The organism is Micromonospora sp. NPDC007208 (assembly GCF_042869175.1).
GTDB lineage: Bacteria > Actinomycetota > Actinomycetes > Mycobacteriales > Micromonosporaceae > Micromonospora > Micromonospora foliorum.
In genome coordinates, this window is record NZ_JBIAFG010000011.1 from 88,376 (window position 1) to 101,981 (window position 13,606).

Annotated in this window: 12 protein-coding genes; 4 read left to right on the forward strand and 8 right to left on the reverse strand. The window is 72.3% G+C overall.

All coding sequences use genetic code 11. The annotated features are described in order from the left end of the window. Positions 1 to 600 (forward strand): hypothetical protein, encoded by a 600-nt coding sequence (locus tag ACFYL6_RS21615; protein ID WP_387173627.1) that lies wholly within the window; start codon positions 1 to 3, stop codon positions 598 to 600. Between the two features lie 2 nt (positions 601 to 602). Here the strand turns inward: ACFYL6_RS21615 and ACFYL6_RS21620 are convergent, their stop codons facing one another. Next, on the reverse strand, positions 603 to 1,160 hold the full coding sequence (locus ACFYL6_RS21620; RefSeq protein ID WP_387173817.1) for a hypothetical protein: 558 nt from the start codon (positions 1,158 to 1,160) through the stop codon (positions 603 to 605). 195 nt (positions 1,161 to 1,355) lie between these two features. Here ACFYL6_RS21620 and ACFYL6_RS21625 point away from each other — a divergent pair, with 195 nt between their 5' ends. After that, a complete protein-coding gene (locus tag ACFYL6_RS21625; protein WP_387173628.1) occupies positions 1,356 to 3,917 on the forward strand; it encodes an FtsK/SpoIIIE domain-containing protein in 2,562 nt (853 codons plus the stop codon). Positions 3,918 to 3,921: 4 nt separating this feature from the next. Further along, positions 3,922 to 4,665, forward strand: coding sequence for a hypothetical protein (locus ACFYL6_RS21630; RefSeq protein ID WP_387173630.1), 744 nt, complete (start codon positions 3,922 to 3,924; stop codon positions 4,663 to 4,665). A 199-nt stretch (positions 4,666 to 4,864) separates the two neighbouring features. Here ACFYL6_RS21630 and folE read toward each other — a convergent pair whose 3' ends face one another. The 4 genes from folE to ACFYL6_RS21650 form a co-directional block, all read right to left on the reverse strand. Then, entirely contained in the window at positions 4,865 to 5,530 is a 666-nt protein-coding gene (gene folE / locus ACFYL6_RS21635) for a GTP cyclohydrolase I FolE (RefSeq protein ID WP_355065033.1), read from the reverse strand. A gap of 35 nt (positions 5,531 to 5,565) precedes the next feature. Beyond that, on the reverse strand, positions 5,566 to 7,584 hold the full coding sequence (gene ftsH / locus ACFYL6_RS21640; protein ID WP_112677273.1) for an ATP-dependent zinc metalloprotease FtsH: 2,019 nt from the start codon (positions 7,582 to 7,584) through the stop codon (positions 5,566 to 5,568). A 441-nt stretch (positions 7,585 to 8,025) separates the two neighbouring features. Next, the gene (gene hpt / locus ACFYL6_RS21645) at positions 8,026 to 8,601 is read right to left on the reverse strand and encodes a hypoxanthine phosphoribosyltransferase (protein ID WP_030328005.1); all 576 of its coding nucleotides are present in this window, start codon (positions 8,599 to 8,601) and stop codon (positions 8,026 to 8,028) included. A gap of 100 nt (positions 8,602 to 8,701) precedes the next feature. Next, complete coding sequence (locus ACFYL6_RS21650) at positions 8,702 to 8,839, reverse strand: hypothetical protein (RefSeq protein ID WP_238659545.1); 138 nt, start codon at positions 8,837 to 8,839, stop codon at positions 8,702 to 8,704. Between the two features lie 150 nt (positions 8,840 to 8,989). Between ACFYL6_RS21650 and ACFYL6_RS21655 the strand changes: the two genes are divergently transcribed. Continuing rightward, complete coding sequence (locus ACFYL6_RS21655; protein ID WP_238659544.1) at positions 8,990 to 9,952, forward strand: GlxA family transcriptional regulator; 963 nt, start codon at positions 8,990 to 8,992, stop codon at positions 9,950 to 9,952. Between the two features lie 9 nt (positions 9,953 to 9,961). Here ACFYL6_RS21655 and tilS read toward each other — a convergent pair whose 3' ends face one another. The 3 genes from tilS to dacB all read right to left on the reverse strand — a co-directional run bounded on the left by tilS (position 9,962) and on the right by dacB (position 13,598). Beyond that, entirely contained in the window at positions 9,962 to 10,954 is a 993-nt protein-coding gene (gene tilS / locus ACFYL6_RS21660) for a tRNA lysidine(34) synthetase TilS (protein ID WP_387173633.1), read from the reverse strand. 10 nt (positions 10,955 to 10,964) lie between these two features. Beyond that, positions 10,965 to 12,035 (reverse strand): zinc-dependent metalloprotease, encoded by a 1,071-nt coding sequence (locus ACFYL6_RS21665; RefSeq protein WP_387173635.1) that lies wholly within the window; start codon positions 12,033 to 12,035, stop codon positions 10,965 to 10,967. Positions 12,036 to 12,128: 93 nt separating this feature from the next. After that, a complete protein-coding gene (dacB, locus tag ACFYL6_RS21670; RefSeq protein ID WP_387173819.1) occupies positions 12,129 to 13,598 on the reverse strand; it encodes a D-alanyl-D-alanine carboxypeptidase/D-alanyl-D-alanine-endopeptidase in 1,470 nt (489 codons plus the stop codon). Positions 13,599 to 13,606: the final 8 nt, after the last annotated feature.

A 13,606-nucleotide genomic window follows, 5' to 3' on the forward strand; every position in this document is an offset into this window, starting at 1 on the left:
ATGACCGGACCGTTACCCGACCCGTTCGCCGACCAGCCCGACTGGGCACCGCAACCGCCGAGACCGCTGGCCATCGTCCCCGCGACGGAGCGGGTGGAGCTACGCGGGCGACGGGTACTGGTCGGGCTGCCCGGGATGGGCTGGCGCGGCGATCTCCGCGCAGACGATCGGGTGGTGCAGAGCGCCCGGACCTACGTGCCGGTGATCCCCGAGCACGAGTGGTACCGGGCCGAAGCCGACCAGGTCGAGGTGTTCGCGCCGCTGGTGCCGGTGGAGCGGGTCTGGGTGGAAACCGTCGGCAGCCGACCTGGAATGGAAAGCGCCCGGGACTCGGGCATCCGGTTGGTCTCGCTGGACGGCCCGGCACACCGGACCCCTACACCGGTCTTCGAAGCGGACGCGGTCACCGGTCGGCGGGTGGTGCATGTCGAGGGCGGCCTGGAGCACCGTGACCTTCGAGCCGTCACCGAAACCTACTCGGGTGCCGAGGGGGACATCTGCGTGCGAATCACGCCGGAGGTGGAGTGGTATCGCTGGGCCTGGCGCGGCCAGTCACCCACCACCCTGGAGGTGCCGGTCCATCTCCTGTGGATTGAGTGACGTCAGCCAACTGGCGTGCCGGCACATACTTGCCAGCCTTCGGCCAACCGAGTATCAAACTGCCAGGGCTGACGGTCGCTCTGGTTCATCCCGTCGATTCGAGCCGAGATGATCAACGTGACCCCAACAGCAGCTACCTCGCCCTGCTTCTGCACGGCTAGGGGCCCCCAACTGACAGTTAGCGTGGTCCCGTACCGCTGTTCGCGTGCAAGTAGATCGGTCCGCAGAGCGTGTAACGCCTCCAACTGCGACCCGCTCTCGCAGGTGAAGAGACCTGCTCTTGTGTCATTGCGATCCACGAGGAACGCGCGCAGATAGTTGTCCACCACCACGTCGGGTGCGCTGCGGTCGGGCGTTGAGGCGCGGGTGTACCACACATAGGCCGTCGCGACCCCCCCGAGGAAGAGCAGGGCGAGTACGCCGGCGACGACCGTGAGCACCGTCCGCGTCCGGCGGCGGGGCGGCTGCGGTGCCGGTGTTGCCGGGGCGGGCGGCAGCTGCTCGGACGGTGTCCGCTGGGCCGGTACGCGGGAGACCTGGGAACCGGCGGGGGGCTGCACTGATTCCACCTCCTGAAGTTATCGGCTGGACGCTCCTGAGCCAATGCCTCAGATCCAGCGGATCGTGACGGACCCCTCCCCACCGGTGAGATCCACGACAACACCGGCGCAGCGCCGAGGCACCTCCCGGAGGTCCGCCCTCGGCTGGGATACCGTCTCTGCTTGGGGAGGGGTTGCCAACCTCGGGTAGAGGGGGTGGACGCGGTGGCCGGTCCGAAGGCTCGCACGAACCGCGCCGCAGCCCTGCACCGTCGGGCGACGGCGGTCGCGACCGCGGCTGCCGGGATTCTGGACGAGACGCGGCCGGCTCCTGCCGATCAGCGCCGTCAGTACGAGGTGGCCGACCGGTTACGGACGGCCGCCGCCGTGCTGGCCCCGGGTTGGGCGGGCGCCGCACTGGATTCACTCACCGTGAACTCGCCGGCGGGTGATGGTCCGCCGGCGTTCGTGCGGGTCGGTACCGCGGCGCCGTTGGACGACGCTCGTTTCCCCGCGTTGGTGCCACTTGTCGGCACCGGTCACCTCAGTGTGGACGCTGACGCGCGGGAGCCGCGGGTGGCGGGGTTGCTCCGGGCCGTACTTTTGCGGTTGTTGGGTGCGGCACCGGCGGGTGCCCTGCTGATTCGCGCGGTGGATGCCACCGGGGCTGTGCTGACGCCGTTCGGGGCGCTCGCGGATGCCGGTCTGTTGCCGCCGCCGGCGGTGGACGTGACGGGTCTGCGCGCGGTGCTGACCGAGGCGGAGCAGTGGGTCACGCCGGGGGCGAGCGGGCGGCGCCGTCACGATCGGACGCTGTTGCTGGTGGTGGCCGCGCTGCCGGAGTCGACCGGCCCGAGCGATCTGGCCCGCATCGAGACGTTGGCCGAGCAGGGGCCTGCCGCTGGGCTGCACCTGGTGGTGGCGGGTTGGCCGCCGGCCGGCCCGTACTCGGCCCGGGCGCCGTTGCCGCACGCCACGCCGTTGGCGCTGCGTAATGCGTACGCGCTGCTGGGTGACCCGCCGGGGGCGTCGTTCGCCGGGCCGGGCGCCGACCCGCCGGGCGGTTTGAACTCACCGGTCTTCGTCGAGTCGGACCCTCCGGCCAAACTGGTCGACGCGGTCTGTCGGCGGCTCGCCGAGCAGGTGGAGGCGGGCTCGCGGTTGGCGTTGGGTGCTCTGCTGCCGCCAATGGGTGAGCGGCTGTGGGAGTCCGACTCCGCAGACGGGTTGACGACGACGGTCGGCGATGCCGGGGGCCGCTCGGTGCCACTGGGTTTCACCGAGTTGACCCCGCACTGGCTGGTGAGTGGTCGGTCCGCGGCGGGCCGTGCCGCGTTTCTGACCACCGCGCTGCTCGGCCTGGCTGCCCGGTACGGCCCGGACGACCTGGCGTTCTACCTGGCAGATCTCGGCGACGGCGAGTCCTTCGTGGAGTTCTTGCAGACCGAGCGGGACCGGTCGTGGGTTCCGCAGGTGCGCGCGGCCGCGATGGCCGCCGACCGGGAGTACGTCCGGGATCTGCTGGACGAGTTGACGATCGAGGTCCAGCGCCGCACGGAGGCGGGTGCCCGGGCCGGGGGGCAACGCTTCGCGGAGTTGCGTCAGCACCAGCCGCTGCCGCGGATCGTCTGTGTGCTGGACAATGTGCCGCTGCTCTTCGCCGAGCGGGACCGGCTGGCCGCCGAGGTGGCCGCCCAGTTGGACGGGCTGGCCCGGGCCGGTCGGGCGTACGGCGTGCACCTGGTGTTGGCTGGCGCTGGCGAGTTGGGGCTGAGTGCGCGCGCCGACGCTGGTCATCGGGATTCGGTGCTCGGGCAGTTTCCGGTGCGGGTGGCGCTGCCGGGTGGCAGTCCGGTGCTGGAGCCGACGAACGATTCGGCGGCCGGTCTGCCGGTGGGCAGCGCGGTGGTGAACACGGCCGGCGGGCTCGGCGGTCCTCGGGGTGCGATCCGGGGTCACGAACGGTTGATTCGTCACCCGGATCCGCAGGATCATCCGGAGGTCGTGGAGCAGCTGCGGCACGAGTTGTGGGCGGCCCGGCCGGCCGGGTCGGTGCCGCCGGTGGTCTTCGCGGGTTACGCCCGGCCGCTGCTGGGCAACGATCCGCGCCACCGGGCAGCTCTGGCCGGGCAGGCGCACGGGCCGGCCGCCCTGCTGGGCCGGGCGGTGGACGTGGCCCGCTCGACTGTCGCCGTGCCGTTGGGGCCGGCGGCCGGGCGCAACCTCGCGGTGTTGGGTTCGGGCACCGCGGCCGGCGGGCTGTTGGCGACGGCGGCGCGGAGCACGTCGGCTCACCACGCACCAGGCGGCGCCCGCTTCTTGGTGGCGGCACCTGACCCGGGCTCCCGGGTGCTGGCGGAGGCGTTGACGGCCGAGTTGGCGGCCCGGCATCCGGCCGAGTTGGTGGATCTGCCGACGCTGCTCGCGGACGCGGCCGACGAACTGCCGACGTACCTGGTGGTCTTCGGGCTGGACCGGCCGGGCCCTCGGGAGCTGCCGGTGGACCGGCTGCGGTCGCTCCTACGCGACGGGCCTCCGGCGGGGAGACATCTGCTGGGCTGGTGGCGTGCGGTGCCGCCGTTCGCGGCGTTGTTCGAGCCGGCGGGCGAGGTCGACAAGCTGACCGCGGTGGCCGTGCTGGACGTGCCGGTCGCGCAGCTCACCGCGGTCTTCGGTCGGCCGGTCGAGTGGCAGGCGCGCCCGGACCGGGCCGTGCTCTGGGACGGCCCGGGCGAGCGGGGCATCGTCCTGGTGCCGTTCGCCGACGAGGCCGGCTGATCGGGTGGCGCGCGTAGGGGGTGTCGAGGTGAGTCCGAACGCGACGGTGACCGGGCCGGGGCCGCAGCGGACCGTTGCGGCGACCGGCGACGTCTCGCGGACGGCGGTCGAGCCGAGCACGGCCTGGGCGGAGTACCTTGCGGCCGCCCGCCAGTTGGACGGGGTACGCCGGAGCGCGGCTGCCGCCGCCGGTGAGCAGGCCCGGTCGGCGGAGGCCGCCCGGGAAGAGTTGACGGTGGTCCGTACCGGACTGGCGAGCCAGCAGGAACGGCTGCGCGAGTTGGGCGTACCGGCGATCTCCCTGGTGCCGTCGCCGCCGGAGCTGACCGAGGCCGCCCGGTCGATGGCGGGTGGCCCGGCGGCCGTTCTGGCGGCGCTGCGGGCCGCGCGGGGTTGGGCCGAGGCGGCGGACGCGGCGCTGGCCGCGCGCCGCCGGATCCGGCCGGGGTCCTGGCCCGCGCGAGCGCGCAACCTCCTGGTGTACGGGCCGTTTGCGCTGCTGGTGCCACTGATCCAGATGGCGGTTCTGGCGGCGACGGGGGTGGGACCAGCCACCGTGGCGGCGTTGATCTGCGGGCTGCCGATGCCGGCGGTCGCGTTCGTCGCCGGTTGGATCGGCATCGGGCGGTTGTTCCGGGTCAGCCCCACCGAGCGGTTGGACCGGACGGTGCGTTTCGGCGCGTTGGTGTGCCTGGTGCCGGCGGTGCTGGCCACGGCGGGCCTGCTGCTGGCCCTGCTCGCCGGCTGACCCGGCCGGAAGCCCGCCTACCCGGGAAGCCCGCCTAGCCGGAAGCCCGCCTGCCGGGCAACCGCGCGGCCGGAAAACCGCCCCGGCTCGAAGCGCCCGCCCGGAACCGCGCGCGGCCGCACCCGCCGGGCCGGCAAAGCCGGAACGCGACGGCCGGCCGTCCCGGAAGGGTGTCGGCCGGCCGTGGTGCGTCGGGGTGTCAGCGGGGGATGATCAGCGCCATCGCCTCGGCCCGCGACTTGGAGTCGCTCTGCAGGACGCCGCGTACGGCCGACGTGATGGTCTTGGCACCGGACTTCTGGATGCCGCGCATCGCCATGCACATGTGCTCGCATTCGAGCACGACGACGACGCCCCGTGGCGCGAGCTTGCTCATCAGCAGGTCGGCGACCTGCGAGGTGAGCCGCTCCTGCACCTGCGGCCGACGGGCGAAGACCTCGACGAGTCGGGCCAGCTTGGACAGGCCGGTGATCCGCCCGTCGGGGCCGGGGATGTAGCCGATGTGCGCGCTGCCCCGGAACGGCAGCAGGTGGTGCTCGCAGAGGCTCATCACGTCGATGTCCCGGACGATGACCAGCTCTTCGTGGTTGGCCTCGAAGGTGGTGCTGAGCACCTGGGCCGGGTCGACCCGCAGGCCGGCGAAGAGTTCGGCGTACGCGCGGGCGACCCGGGCCGGGGTCTGCTGGAGTCCGTCGCGGTCTGGGTCCTCGCCGACCGCGATCAGGATCTCGCGGACGGCCTTCTCGATCCGGCCGAGGTCGACCGCGTCCTCGACGGGGCGGCCGGTCAGCTTTCCACTGATCAGCCGCGCGGCCACGTAGTCCAGCTCGTCGTCGCCGTCGGGTTCGGTCGCGGAGACGGCCAGCTCCCGGTGTGGGGAGCTGGCCGTCGGGTCGTCGCTCAGTGCGTGCCGTCCGAGTTGTTGGACGGCGCCACGCCGCCAACCGACGCCTGCGCGCCGTCGGCCTCGGCCTGCGCCTTGAGCTTGTCCTTCTCCGCAGGGGTGAGCACGGGCGGCTCGGTGGAGGGCTGACGCTTGCCGAAGCCGTTGTACGGCGCCAGCGGCGGGCGCTTGACCACCCGGGAGCAGATCCGGGCCATGTCGGCCGTGGAGAGGGTCTCCTTCTCCATCAGCTCCAGCACGATGTTGTCCAGGACGTCCCGGTATTCCACCAGGATCTCCCAGGCCTCGTCGTGCGCCAGCTCGACCAGTGCCCGCATCTCGCCGTCGATCTCGGCGGCCACCGAGTCCGAGTAGTCCCGCTCGTGGCCCATGTTGCGGCCGAGGAACGGCTCGTCCCCGCTGGTGCCGTACTTGATCGCGCCGAGCTTGGAGCTCATGCCGTACTGGGTGATCATCGCGCGGGCCAGTTGGGTGGCCTTCTCGATGTCGTTGCCGGCACCGGTGGTGGGCTCGTGGAAGACCAGTTCCTCTGCGGCGCGACCGCCCAGCGCGTACGCCAGGGTGTCGATCATTTCGGCGCGGGTCTGGGTGTACTTGTCTTCGGTCGGGAGCACCAGGGTGTGGCCCAGCGAGCGACCACGGGACAGGATCGTCACCTTGTGCACCGGCGCGGCGTGCGGCAGAGCCCAGGCGACCAGAGCGTGACCACCCTCGTGGTACGCGGTGATCTTCTTTTCGTTGTCGCTCATCACCCGGGTCCGCCGCTGCGGACCGGCGACCACCCGGTCGATCGACTCTTCCAACGAGTCGTTGGTGATCGCCCGCTGCTCCTTGCGAGCGGTCAGCAGGGCCGACTCGTTGATCACGTTGGCCAGGTCGGCGCCGCTGAAGCCCGGCGTGCGACGGGCCACCGCGTCGAGGTCGACGTCGGGCGTGAACGGCTTGCCCTTGGCGTGCACCCGCAGGATGGCCTTGCGGCCCTCCATGTCGGGGGCGTCCACCGGGATCTGCCGGTCGAACCGGCCCGGCCGCAGCAGCGCCGGGTCGAGGATGTCCGGCCGGTTGGTGGCCGCGATCAGGATGACTCCACCCTTGGTGTCGAAGCCGTCCATCTCGACGAGCAGCTGGTTGAGCGTCTGCTCCCGCTCGTCGTGGCCGCCACCCATGCCGGCGCCACGGTGCCGGCCGACGGCGTCGATCTCGTCGACGAAGACGATCGCCGGGGCGTTCGTCTTGGCCTGTTCGAACAGGTCACGGACCCGGCTGGCGCCGACGCCGACGAACATCTCCACGAAGTCGGAGCCGGAGATGGAGTAGAAGGGCACCCCGGCCTCGCCGGCGACCGCGCGGGCCAGCAGCGTCTTGCCGGTGCCGGGCGGGCCGAACAGCAGCACACCCTTCGGGATCTTGGCGCCCAGGGCCTGGTACTTGGCCGGGTTCTGCAGGAAGTCCTTGATTTCGTACAGCTCTTCGACGGCCTCCTCGGCACCCGCGACGTCCGCGAAGGTCGTCTTCGGAGTGTCCTTGGTGATCATCTTGGCCTTGGACTTGCCGAAGTTGAGCACCCGGGAGCCGCCGCCCTGCATCTGCGACATGAAGAACAGCAGCAGGAGCACGAGCAGCGCGATCGGCAGCAGGTTGACCAGCAGGCTCACCCAGATGCTGTCCGAGGAGACCTTGGCGTCGGCCGGGCCGGTGACCCGGTTGTTCGCCTTGGCGTCCAGCACCTCGTTCCAGATCTGGTCGCCAGCCTGGTACGGGAACTGGGCCTCGATCTTGTTGGTCTCGGTCTTGCCGAACTTGGTCTTCTGGGCCAGGTCCAGCTGGAGCGTCTGCTCCTTGTCCTGGAAGACCACCTTGTTGATCTTGGCGGTGTGCAACTGATCGAGCGCAACGGAAGTGTCCACGCGGTGGTAGCTGGGACCACTGGTGAACAGCTGACTGAGCACAACGGCGCCGAGGATGACCAGGATGATCCAGACCACCGGTCGGCGGAAGAAACGCGTACGTTCCATACTGTTGTCGAGCGCCGGAGCGCCCGCATCCTCCTGATCGACGTCCTGACCGTCTGATGGTGTCGCCGCGTTGAGCGGCGGCCGGAGCCGCCGTGCGGGCCGGCCTCGACCCCGAGGCGCGAAAACTGCCGCGCCGCGGTCATTCGACGGTACACCGTGTACGCGAGGAGTGAGCTTGCGAGCCCCGCAGTCGTGCACCATCAAAAGCCGGCGTGGCGGGGAGTCCGACTCGGCCACCCGAGCGCCCGGTCACGCGATCGAGGGGGTCGAGCGCGGAGTAACCTCCGGGCCACCGTGGTACACGGTAACCGCATCAGCTGAGAGCGCGCTGAACGTCGGCTCGATGAATGCCGATGCGAGTCGGGCTCATGCCGACCGGCGGGCCGCCCGGACAGGCAGGCCGAACGCGTCGAAGCCCATCGTGTGCAGTCGGGCCCGGCGTCAGGAGCGGGCGTAGACCTCGGGCTTGAGCACCCCGACGTAGGGCAGCTCCCGGTAGCGCTCACCGAAGTCGAGGCCGTACCCGACCACGAACTCGGTGGGGATGTCGAAGCCGACGTACTTCACCGGGACCGGCACCTTCACCGCGTCCGGTTTGCGGAACAGGGCGACGACCTCGACGCTCGCCGCCGAGCGCGACTCGAGGTAGCGCAGCAGCCAGGAGAGCGTGAGCCCGGAGTCGACGATGTCCTCGACGACGACCACGTGCCGGCCGGCGATGTCTCGGTCCAGGTCCTTGAGGATGCGGACCACGCCGGAGGAGGTGGTGCCCTGGCCGTAGGACGAGATGGCCATGAAGTCGAGCTCCGCCGGGGGGCCGTTACGGCCCAGCGCCCGGGCGAAGTCCGCCATGAACATCACCGCGCCCTTGAGTACGCACACCAGCAGCAGTCCGTCGCCCACGTGGGCGTAGTCGGCGGAGACCTGCTTGGCCAGCTCCGCCGTCTTCTCGCGGATCTGCGCCTCGGAAATGATCACGTGGTCGATGTCGGCGTCGTACCAGGAGCCGTCAGCCATGACTCCTAGCCTGCCGTACGTCGGATGGCCTCCGTCGGCGGGGCCGCACCTTTTGGCGCGGTCCCGCCAAGGATTTTCGGCGCAAACAACGCTAATCACATCAGTTGGTGCGTGACCGCCAGCGGCGGCCGTCGTCGCTGGGCTTCCAGTCGGCCGAGTCGTGACTGTCGACGGTGAGGCCGGCCGCCGAGGCGGCGACGAGCAGGACGAGGAACAGGAGGAAGAGCAGGAACTCCATGGCGGCGCTCGCTTTCGCATGATTGCTGTCGGTTTCGCCGCCGGTGCGCACCGGACTAGGAACAGTCTGCGACCGCGTGATGCGTTCGGACAGTGGCAGGAATGCCATTGGTCATCGATTTACTGCCACCTGTTGGGTTACCCTCGTCACATGCTGCGGTCCGTTGCCGTCCTCGCCCTCGATCAGGTCGCTCCCTTCGAGCTCGGCGTACTCGCCGAGGTGTTCGGCACCGACCGGACGGCCGACGGTTTTCCCGCCTACCGCTTCCAGGTGTGCAGCCCGGACGGCGCTCCCGTGCGTACCTCGTCCGGCTTCCACCTCACCCCACACGCGGACCTCGGCCCGGTCGACGAGGCCGATCTGGTGGCCATCCCCGCGCACAGCCAGGGCACCACCGTCCCCGGCCCGGTGCTCGACGCGCTTCGCCGGGCCGACGCCCGCGGTGCCCACCTGTTCAGCGTCTGCTCCGGGGCCTTCCTGCTCGGCGAGGCCGGGCTGCTCGACGACCGCGAGTGCACGACCCACTGGCGGTACGTGGACGAGCTGCAACGCCGGCACCCGCGCGCCCGGGTGCGCTGCAACTCGCTCTACGTCCAGGACGGTCGGCTGCTCACCAGCGCCGGCACGGCGGCCGGCATCGACGCGTGCCTGCACCTGATCCGCCAGGAGCACGGCTCGGCCACCGCGACCCGGCTGGCCCGGCGGATGGTGGTCCCGCCGCACCGCGACGGCGGCCAGTCCCAGTACGTCGAGGCACCCATCCCGAAGGCGCCCGAGGCACCCACCCTCGAACCGGTGCTGGAGTGGCTGATGGGTCACCTGGACCGGACGACCACCGTGGAGGAGTTGGCGGCCCGCGCCGGCATGGCACCCCGTACATTCGCCCGCCGGTTCCGCGCCGAGACCGGCACCACCCCGCACGACTGGCTCACCAACCAGCGGGTGCTGCTCGCCCGACGGCTGCTGGAGGAGACCCCGTTGAGCGTGGAGGCGGTCGCCGACCAGTCCGGCTTCGGCGACGCCGCCGCGCTGCGCCACCACTTCACCCGCCGGGTCGGCGCCACCCCGCACAGCTACCGGACCACCTTCCGGGACCGGGCGCACAGCGGCTGACCGGAGATCTCAGCCGGGGACGACGGGAGCCAGGCGGTCGGCCCGGCGGAGCACCCGGACACCGCCGGGCAGGTCGGCCGGGCCCTGACCGTGCCAATCGGTGACCAGGGCGTCCAGCGCGGCGACGTGCCGATGGGACAGGGCACCCGGCAGCGCGCCCAGCTCACGGGCCCAGGAGTGCAGCACCCGGCCGCGTACGGCGGGGACCAGGCCGAGCAGCGCCGGTACGGACAGCCCTCCCTCGGGGCACCGGGCCGCCGCCAGCGCCGTCCCCGCCAGCTCGTCGAGCGCGGCGTTGTCGGCGGCCACCAGCCGGGCGGTACGCGCCAGGTTGTCCACCACGCCGGGTCCGAGCGCCCGCACCAGCGCCGGCAGCAGATCGGCCCGCACCCTCGACCGGGCGTACGACGGGTCGGTGTTGTGCGGGTCCTGCCACGGGCTCAGCCCGAGCACCGCGCACGCGGCGCGCGTCTGTTCCCGACCGATCTCCAGCAGCGGGCGCAGCAGCGGCACGCCACCCAGATCGCGTCGGGCGGGCATCCCGGCCAGCCCTCGTGGGCCGGCGCCCCGGGCGAGCGCGAGCAGCACCGTCTCGGCCTGGTCGTCGCGGGTGTGCCCGGTGAGCACCGCGACGGCGTTCTGCTGCCGGGCCGCCTCGGTCAACGCCTGGTAGCGGGCCTCGCGGGCGGCCGCCTCCGGACCGCCGGGGCGCCCGGCCACCTCCACCCGGACCACCGTCGCCGACGCGAACCCGACCCCCCGTCCCCAGGTGGCCACCGCCTCGGCACGCTCCGCGGAGCCGTCCTGCAGGCCGTGGTCGACGGTGACGAGCACCGCGGTGCGGCCCAGCCGGGGCGCCACGAACACGGTGGCCGCCGCGAGCGCGAGCGAGTCGGCCCCACCGGAGCAGGCGACCAGCACCGGACCGCCGGACGGCAGACCGGTCAGGGCGCGGCGGACCGCCACCCGGATCGCGGCAACCGGCGGAGCGAGCGCGGCCACCGGTGGGCGGTCAGCCAGCGGCCGGGATGGTGCCGGCCGGACCGTGCACCCGGGCGACCCAGGCGTCCGGGTCGCCCAACTCCGACAGCCGGGGCAGGGTCAGCGGCGAGTTGAAGATCGAGTTGAAGCCCTCCATGCCGACGCGTTCCACCACGCCGTGCACGAACTTGCGCCCCTCGGCGTACTGGCGCATCTTGACGTCCACGCCGAGCAGCCGGCGGATCGCCTTCTCCAGCGGGTTGCCCGCCTCCCGGCGTCGGTTGAACGACGCCCGGATCCGCTCCACGCTCGGGATCACCTGCGGGCCGACGCCGTCCATCACGAACTCGGCGTGCCCCTCCAGCAGGGTCATCAACGCGGTGAGCCGGTCCAGTACGGCCCGCTGCGCCGGGGTCTGCACGATGTCCAGCACGCTGGTGCGGCTCTCCGGGTCACGGACAGCCTCGGACAACGTGGCCACCCCGCGCCGCAACCGCTCGGCCAGGTGCTCGCTCCCGCTCGACGAGGCGTCGACGAACGCCTGCACCTCGCTGAGGAAGTAGGCCCGCATCCACGGCACGGCCGTGAACTGGGTGCGGTGGGTGACCTCGTGCAGGCACACCCAGAGCCGGAAATCCCGAGGGTCGGCGCCGAGCTTGCGCTCCACCTCGACGATGTTCGGTGCGACCAGCAGCAACTGACCCGGGTCGGCCGAGAAGACCTCGTACTGGCCGAGCACCCGGCCGGAGAGGTAGGCCAGCACCGTCCCGGCCTGCACTCCGGTCAGCCGGGACCCGATCGCCTCGGTCAACGCACCCGGTTGCTTGTCGCCGGAGAGCCGACTCACCAGCGGAGTGATCACCTCGCGGAGCCCGGCGATGTTGGTCGCGGCCCAGTCACGGCGGTCGACCACCCGGACCGGCGGATGCGCCACCTGCGCCCGCAGCCCCGTGTAGTCGGCCACGTGCCCGGCCGCCTCCTCGGTCAGCCGGCGCAGGTCGCCGACCACGTCGGTGGCTTCGGCGTACGACACGCGGGGGCCAGACTTGCTCAGTGCCCCCGCCGTGGCGGCGGCCAGATCCCAGTCCACGAACTGCGCCATGGACCCACCGTACCCGCGCCGCGACACCCCGGCCCGGGCTCGCGCCCTCGATCGACACCGGTGGCGACAGCGTCACCCTCGAATTGGCGACGGTCAGCCGCAGCCGCAACCGGCCAGCGCGGCGGCGATCCGGTCCAGCGCCGGCTGGGCGGTATCCCGGTCACCCGGCACCTTGTCGGTGAGCACCGCGAAGGTCAACAGCCGGCCGTCGGCGGTGGTGACCAGGCCCGCGATGGAGTGCACGCCGGTCAGGGTGCCGGTCTTGGCCCGGACGCTGCCCGCGCCCGCGGCGGTGCCGGCGGTGTCGCGGTAGCGCTCGTTCAAGGTCCCGGACCAACCGCCCACCGGCAGGCCACCGAAGACGCCGGCCAGCTCCGGGTGGTCCGGGCTGGCGGCCAACCGGATCAGATCGGTCAGCAGCGACGGGCTGATCCGGTTGAGACGGGACAGGCCGCTGGCGTCGGAGACGCTGATCTCGTCGGCGGGCAGGCCCAACTGGGCCACCTCGGCGTCCATGGCGGCGGCGCCCCCGTCGAACGAGGCAGGCTGACCGCGGGCCAACGCGACCTGCCGGGCGAGCGCCTCGGCCACCAGGTTGTCACTCTCGCTGATCATGACGTCGACGAGCCGGATCAGCGGCGGAGACTGCACCACGCCCAGCTCAGTGCCCGGTGCCGGGCTGGCACCGGCCGCCGCCTGGGGCGGGGCCGTGCCCCGCTTCACGGCGTCGGTCGGCACCCCGAGCAACCGCGCGAACGCCTTGCCGGCGGCCAGGTCCGGCTCGGCGAACCGCGGGGCGGACCCGTGTGCGACGCCGGGGTCGGTACGCGCGCCGTCGGTCATCAACGCGGTCACCGCGCCGCCCGACCCACCGGTGGGGATGTCGTCGTCCCAGCCAGGGCCGTAGACCGGGCCCGAGTAGACCGAGCCGTCGACTGTGACACTGGTCGGGGCTGTGCCGCCGAGCGCGGTACGCACCTGGGCGGCCAGTTCGTCCAGGCGCGCCGCACCCGGGTAGTAGCCCTTCTTGTCGATCGCGAGGGTCGGGTCGCCGCCACCGACGATCACCACCTCGCCGGCCTTCGTGCCGGCCACCGCACGAGTGGGAATCCGGTAGCCGGGCCCCCGGGCCGCCAGCACGGTCACCGCGGTCGCCAGCTTGGTCACCGAGGCGGGCACCGTGCCGTCGTCCGCCCCCTTGGCGAACAGGGTCTGACCGGTGATCACGTCGGCGACCGAGACATTCACCCGATCGCCCAGGGCGGCGACGCCGACCAGTGGATCGAGCGCGGCACGAACCCCGTCGGGGGTGGGCACCGGGGCGTTCGAATCCGGGCCGGCCAGCACGTCCGACGGGGCGGGTTCCGGAGTCACGCCGGCCGCGTTCGGCCCGGAGGCGGCGTCGTCGCCCAGCCACCCGGCGACCGGGCCGGGACGGGTGATCACGACTCCGACGCTGGCGAGCACCAGCAGGAGCACGGCGGCCAGCACCACCGGCAGCCGCCTCCGCCGGCCGGGCGGGGCGGGTACGGGTGCGGGTGCGGCGCCGGCGGGTGCCGGCAACGCGGAGA

Excerpts from the sequence above, each read along its gene's own strand:
- ACFYL6_RS21615 (WP_387173627.1), top strand. The coding sequence starts at position 1 with ATGACCGGACCGTTACCCGACCCGTTCGCCGACCAGCCCGACTGGGCA.
- ACFYL6_RS21650 (WP_238659545.1), bottom strand. The coding sequence starts at position 8,839 with ATGGAGTTCCTGCTCTTCCTCCTGTTCCTCGTCCTGCTCGTCGCCGCC.
- hpt (WP_030328005.1), bottom strand. The coding sequence starts at position 8,601 with ATGGCTGACGGCTCCTGGTACGACGCCGACATCGACCACGTGATCATT.
- ACFYL6_RS21655 (WP_238659544.1), top strand. The coding sequence starts at position 8,990 with ATGCTGCGGTCCGTTGCCGTCCTCGCCCTCGATCAGGTCGCTCCCTTC.
- ACFYL6_RS21665 (WP_387173635.1), bottom strand. The coding sequence starts at position 12,035 with ATGGCGCAGTTCGTGGACTGGGATCTGGCCGCCGCCACGGCGGGGGCA.
- ftsH (WP_112677273.1), bottom strand. The coding sequence starts at position 7,584 with ATGGAACGTACGCGTTTCTTCCGCCGACCGGTGGTCTGGATCATCCTG.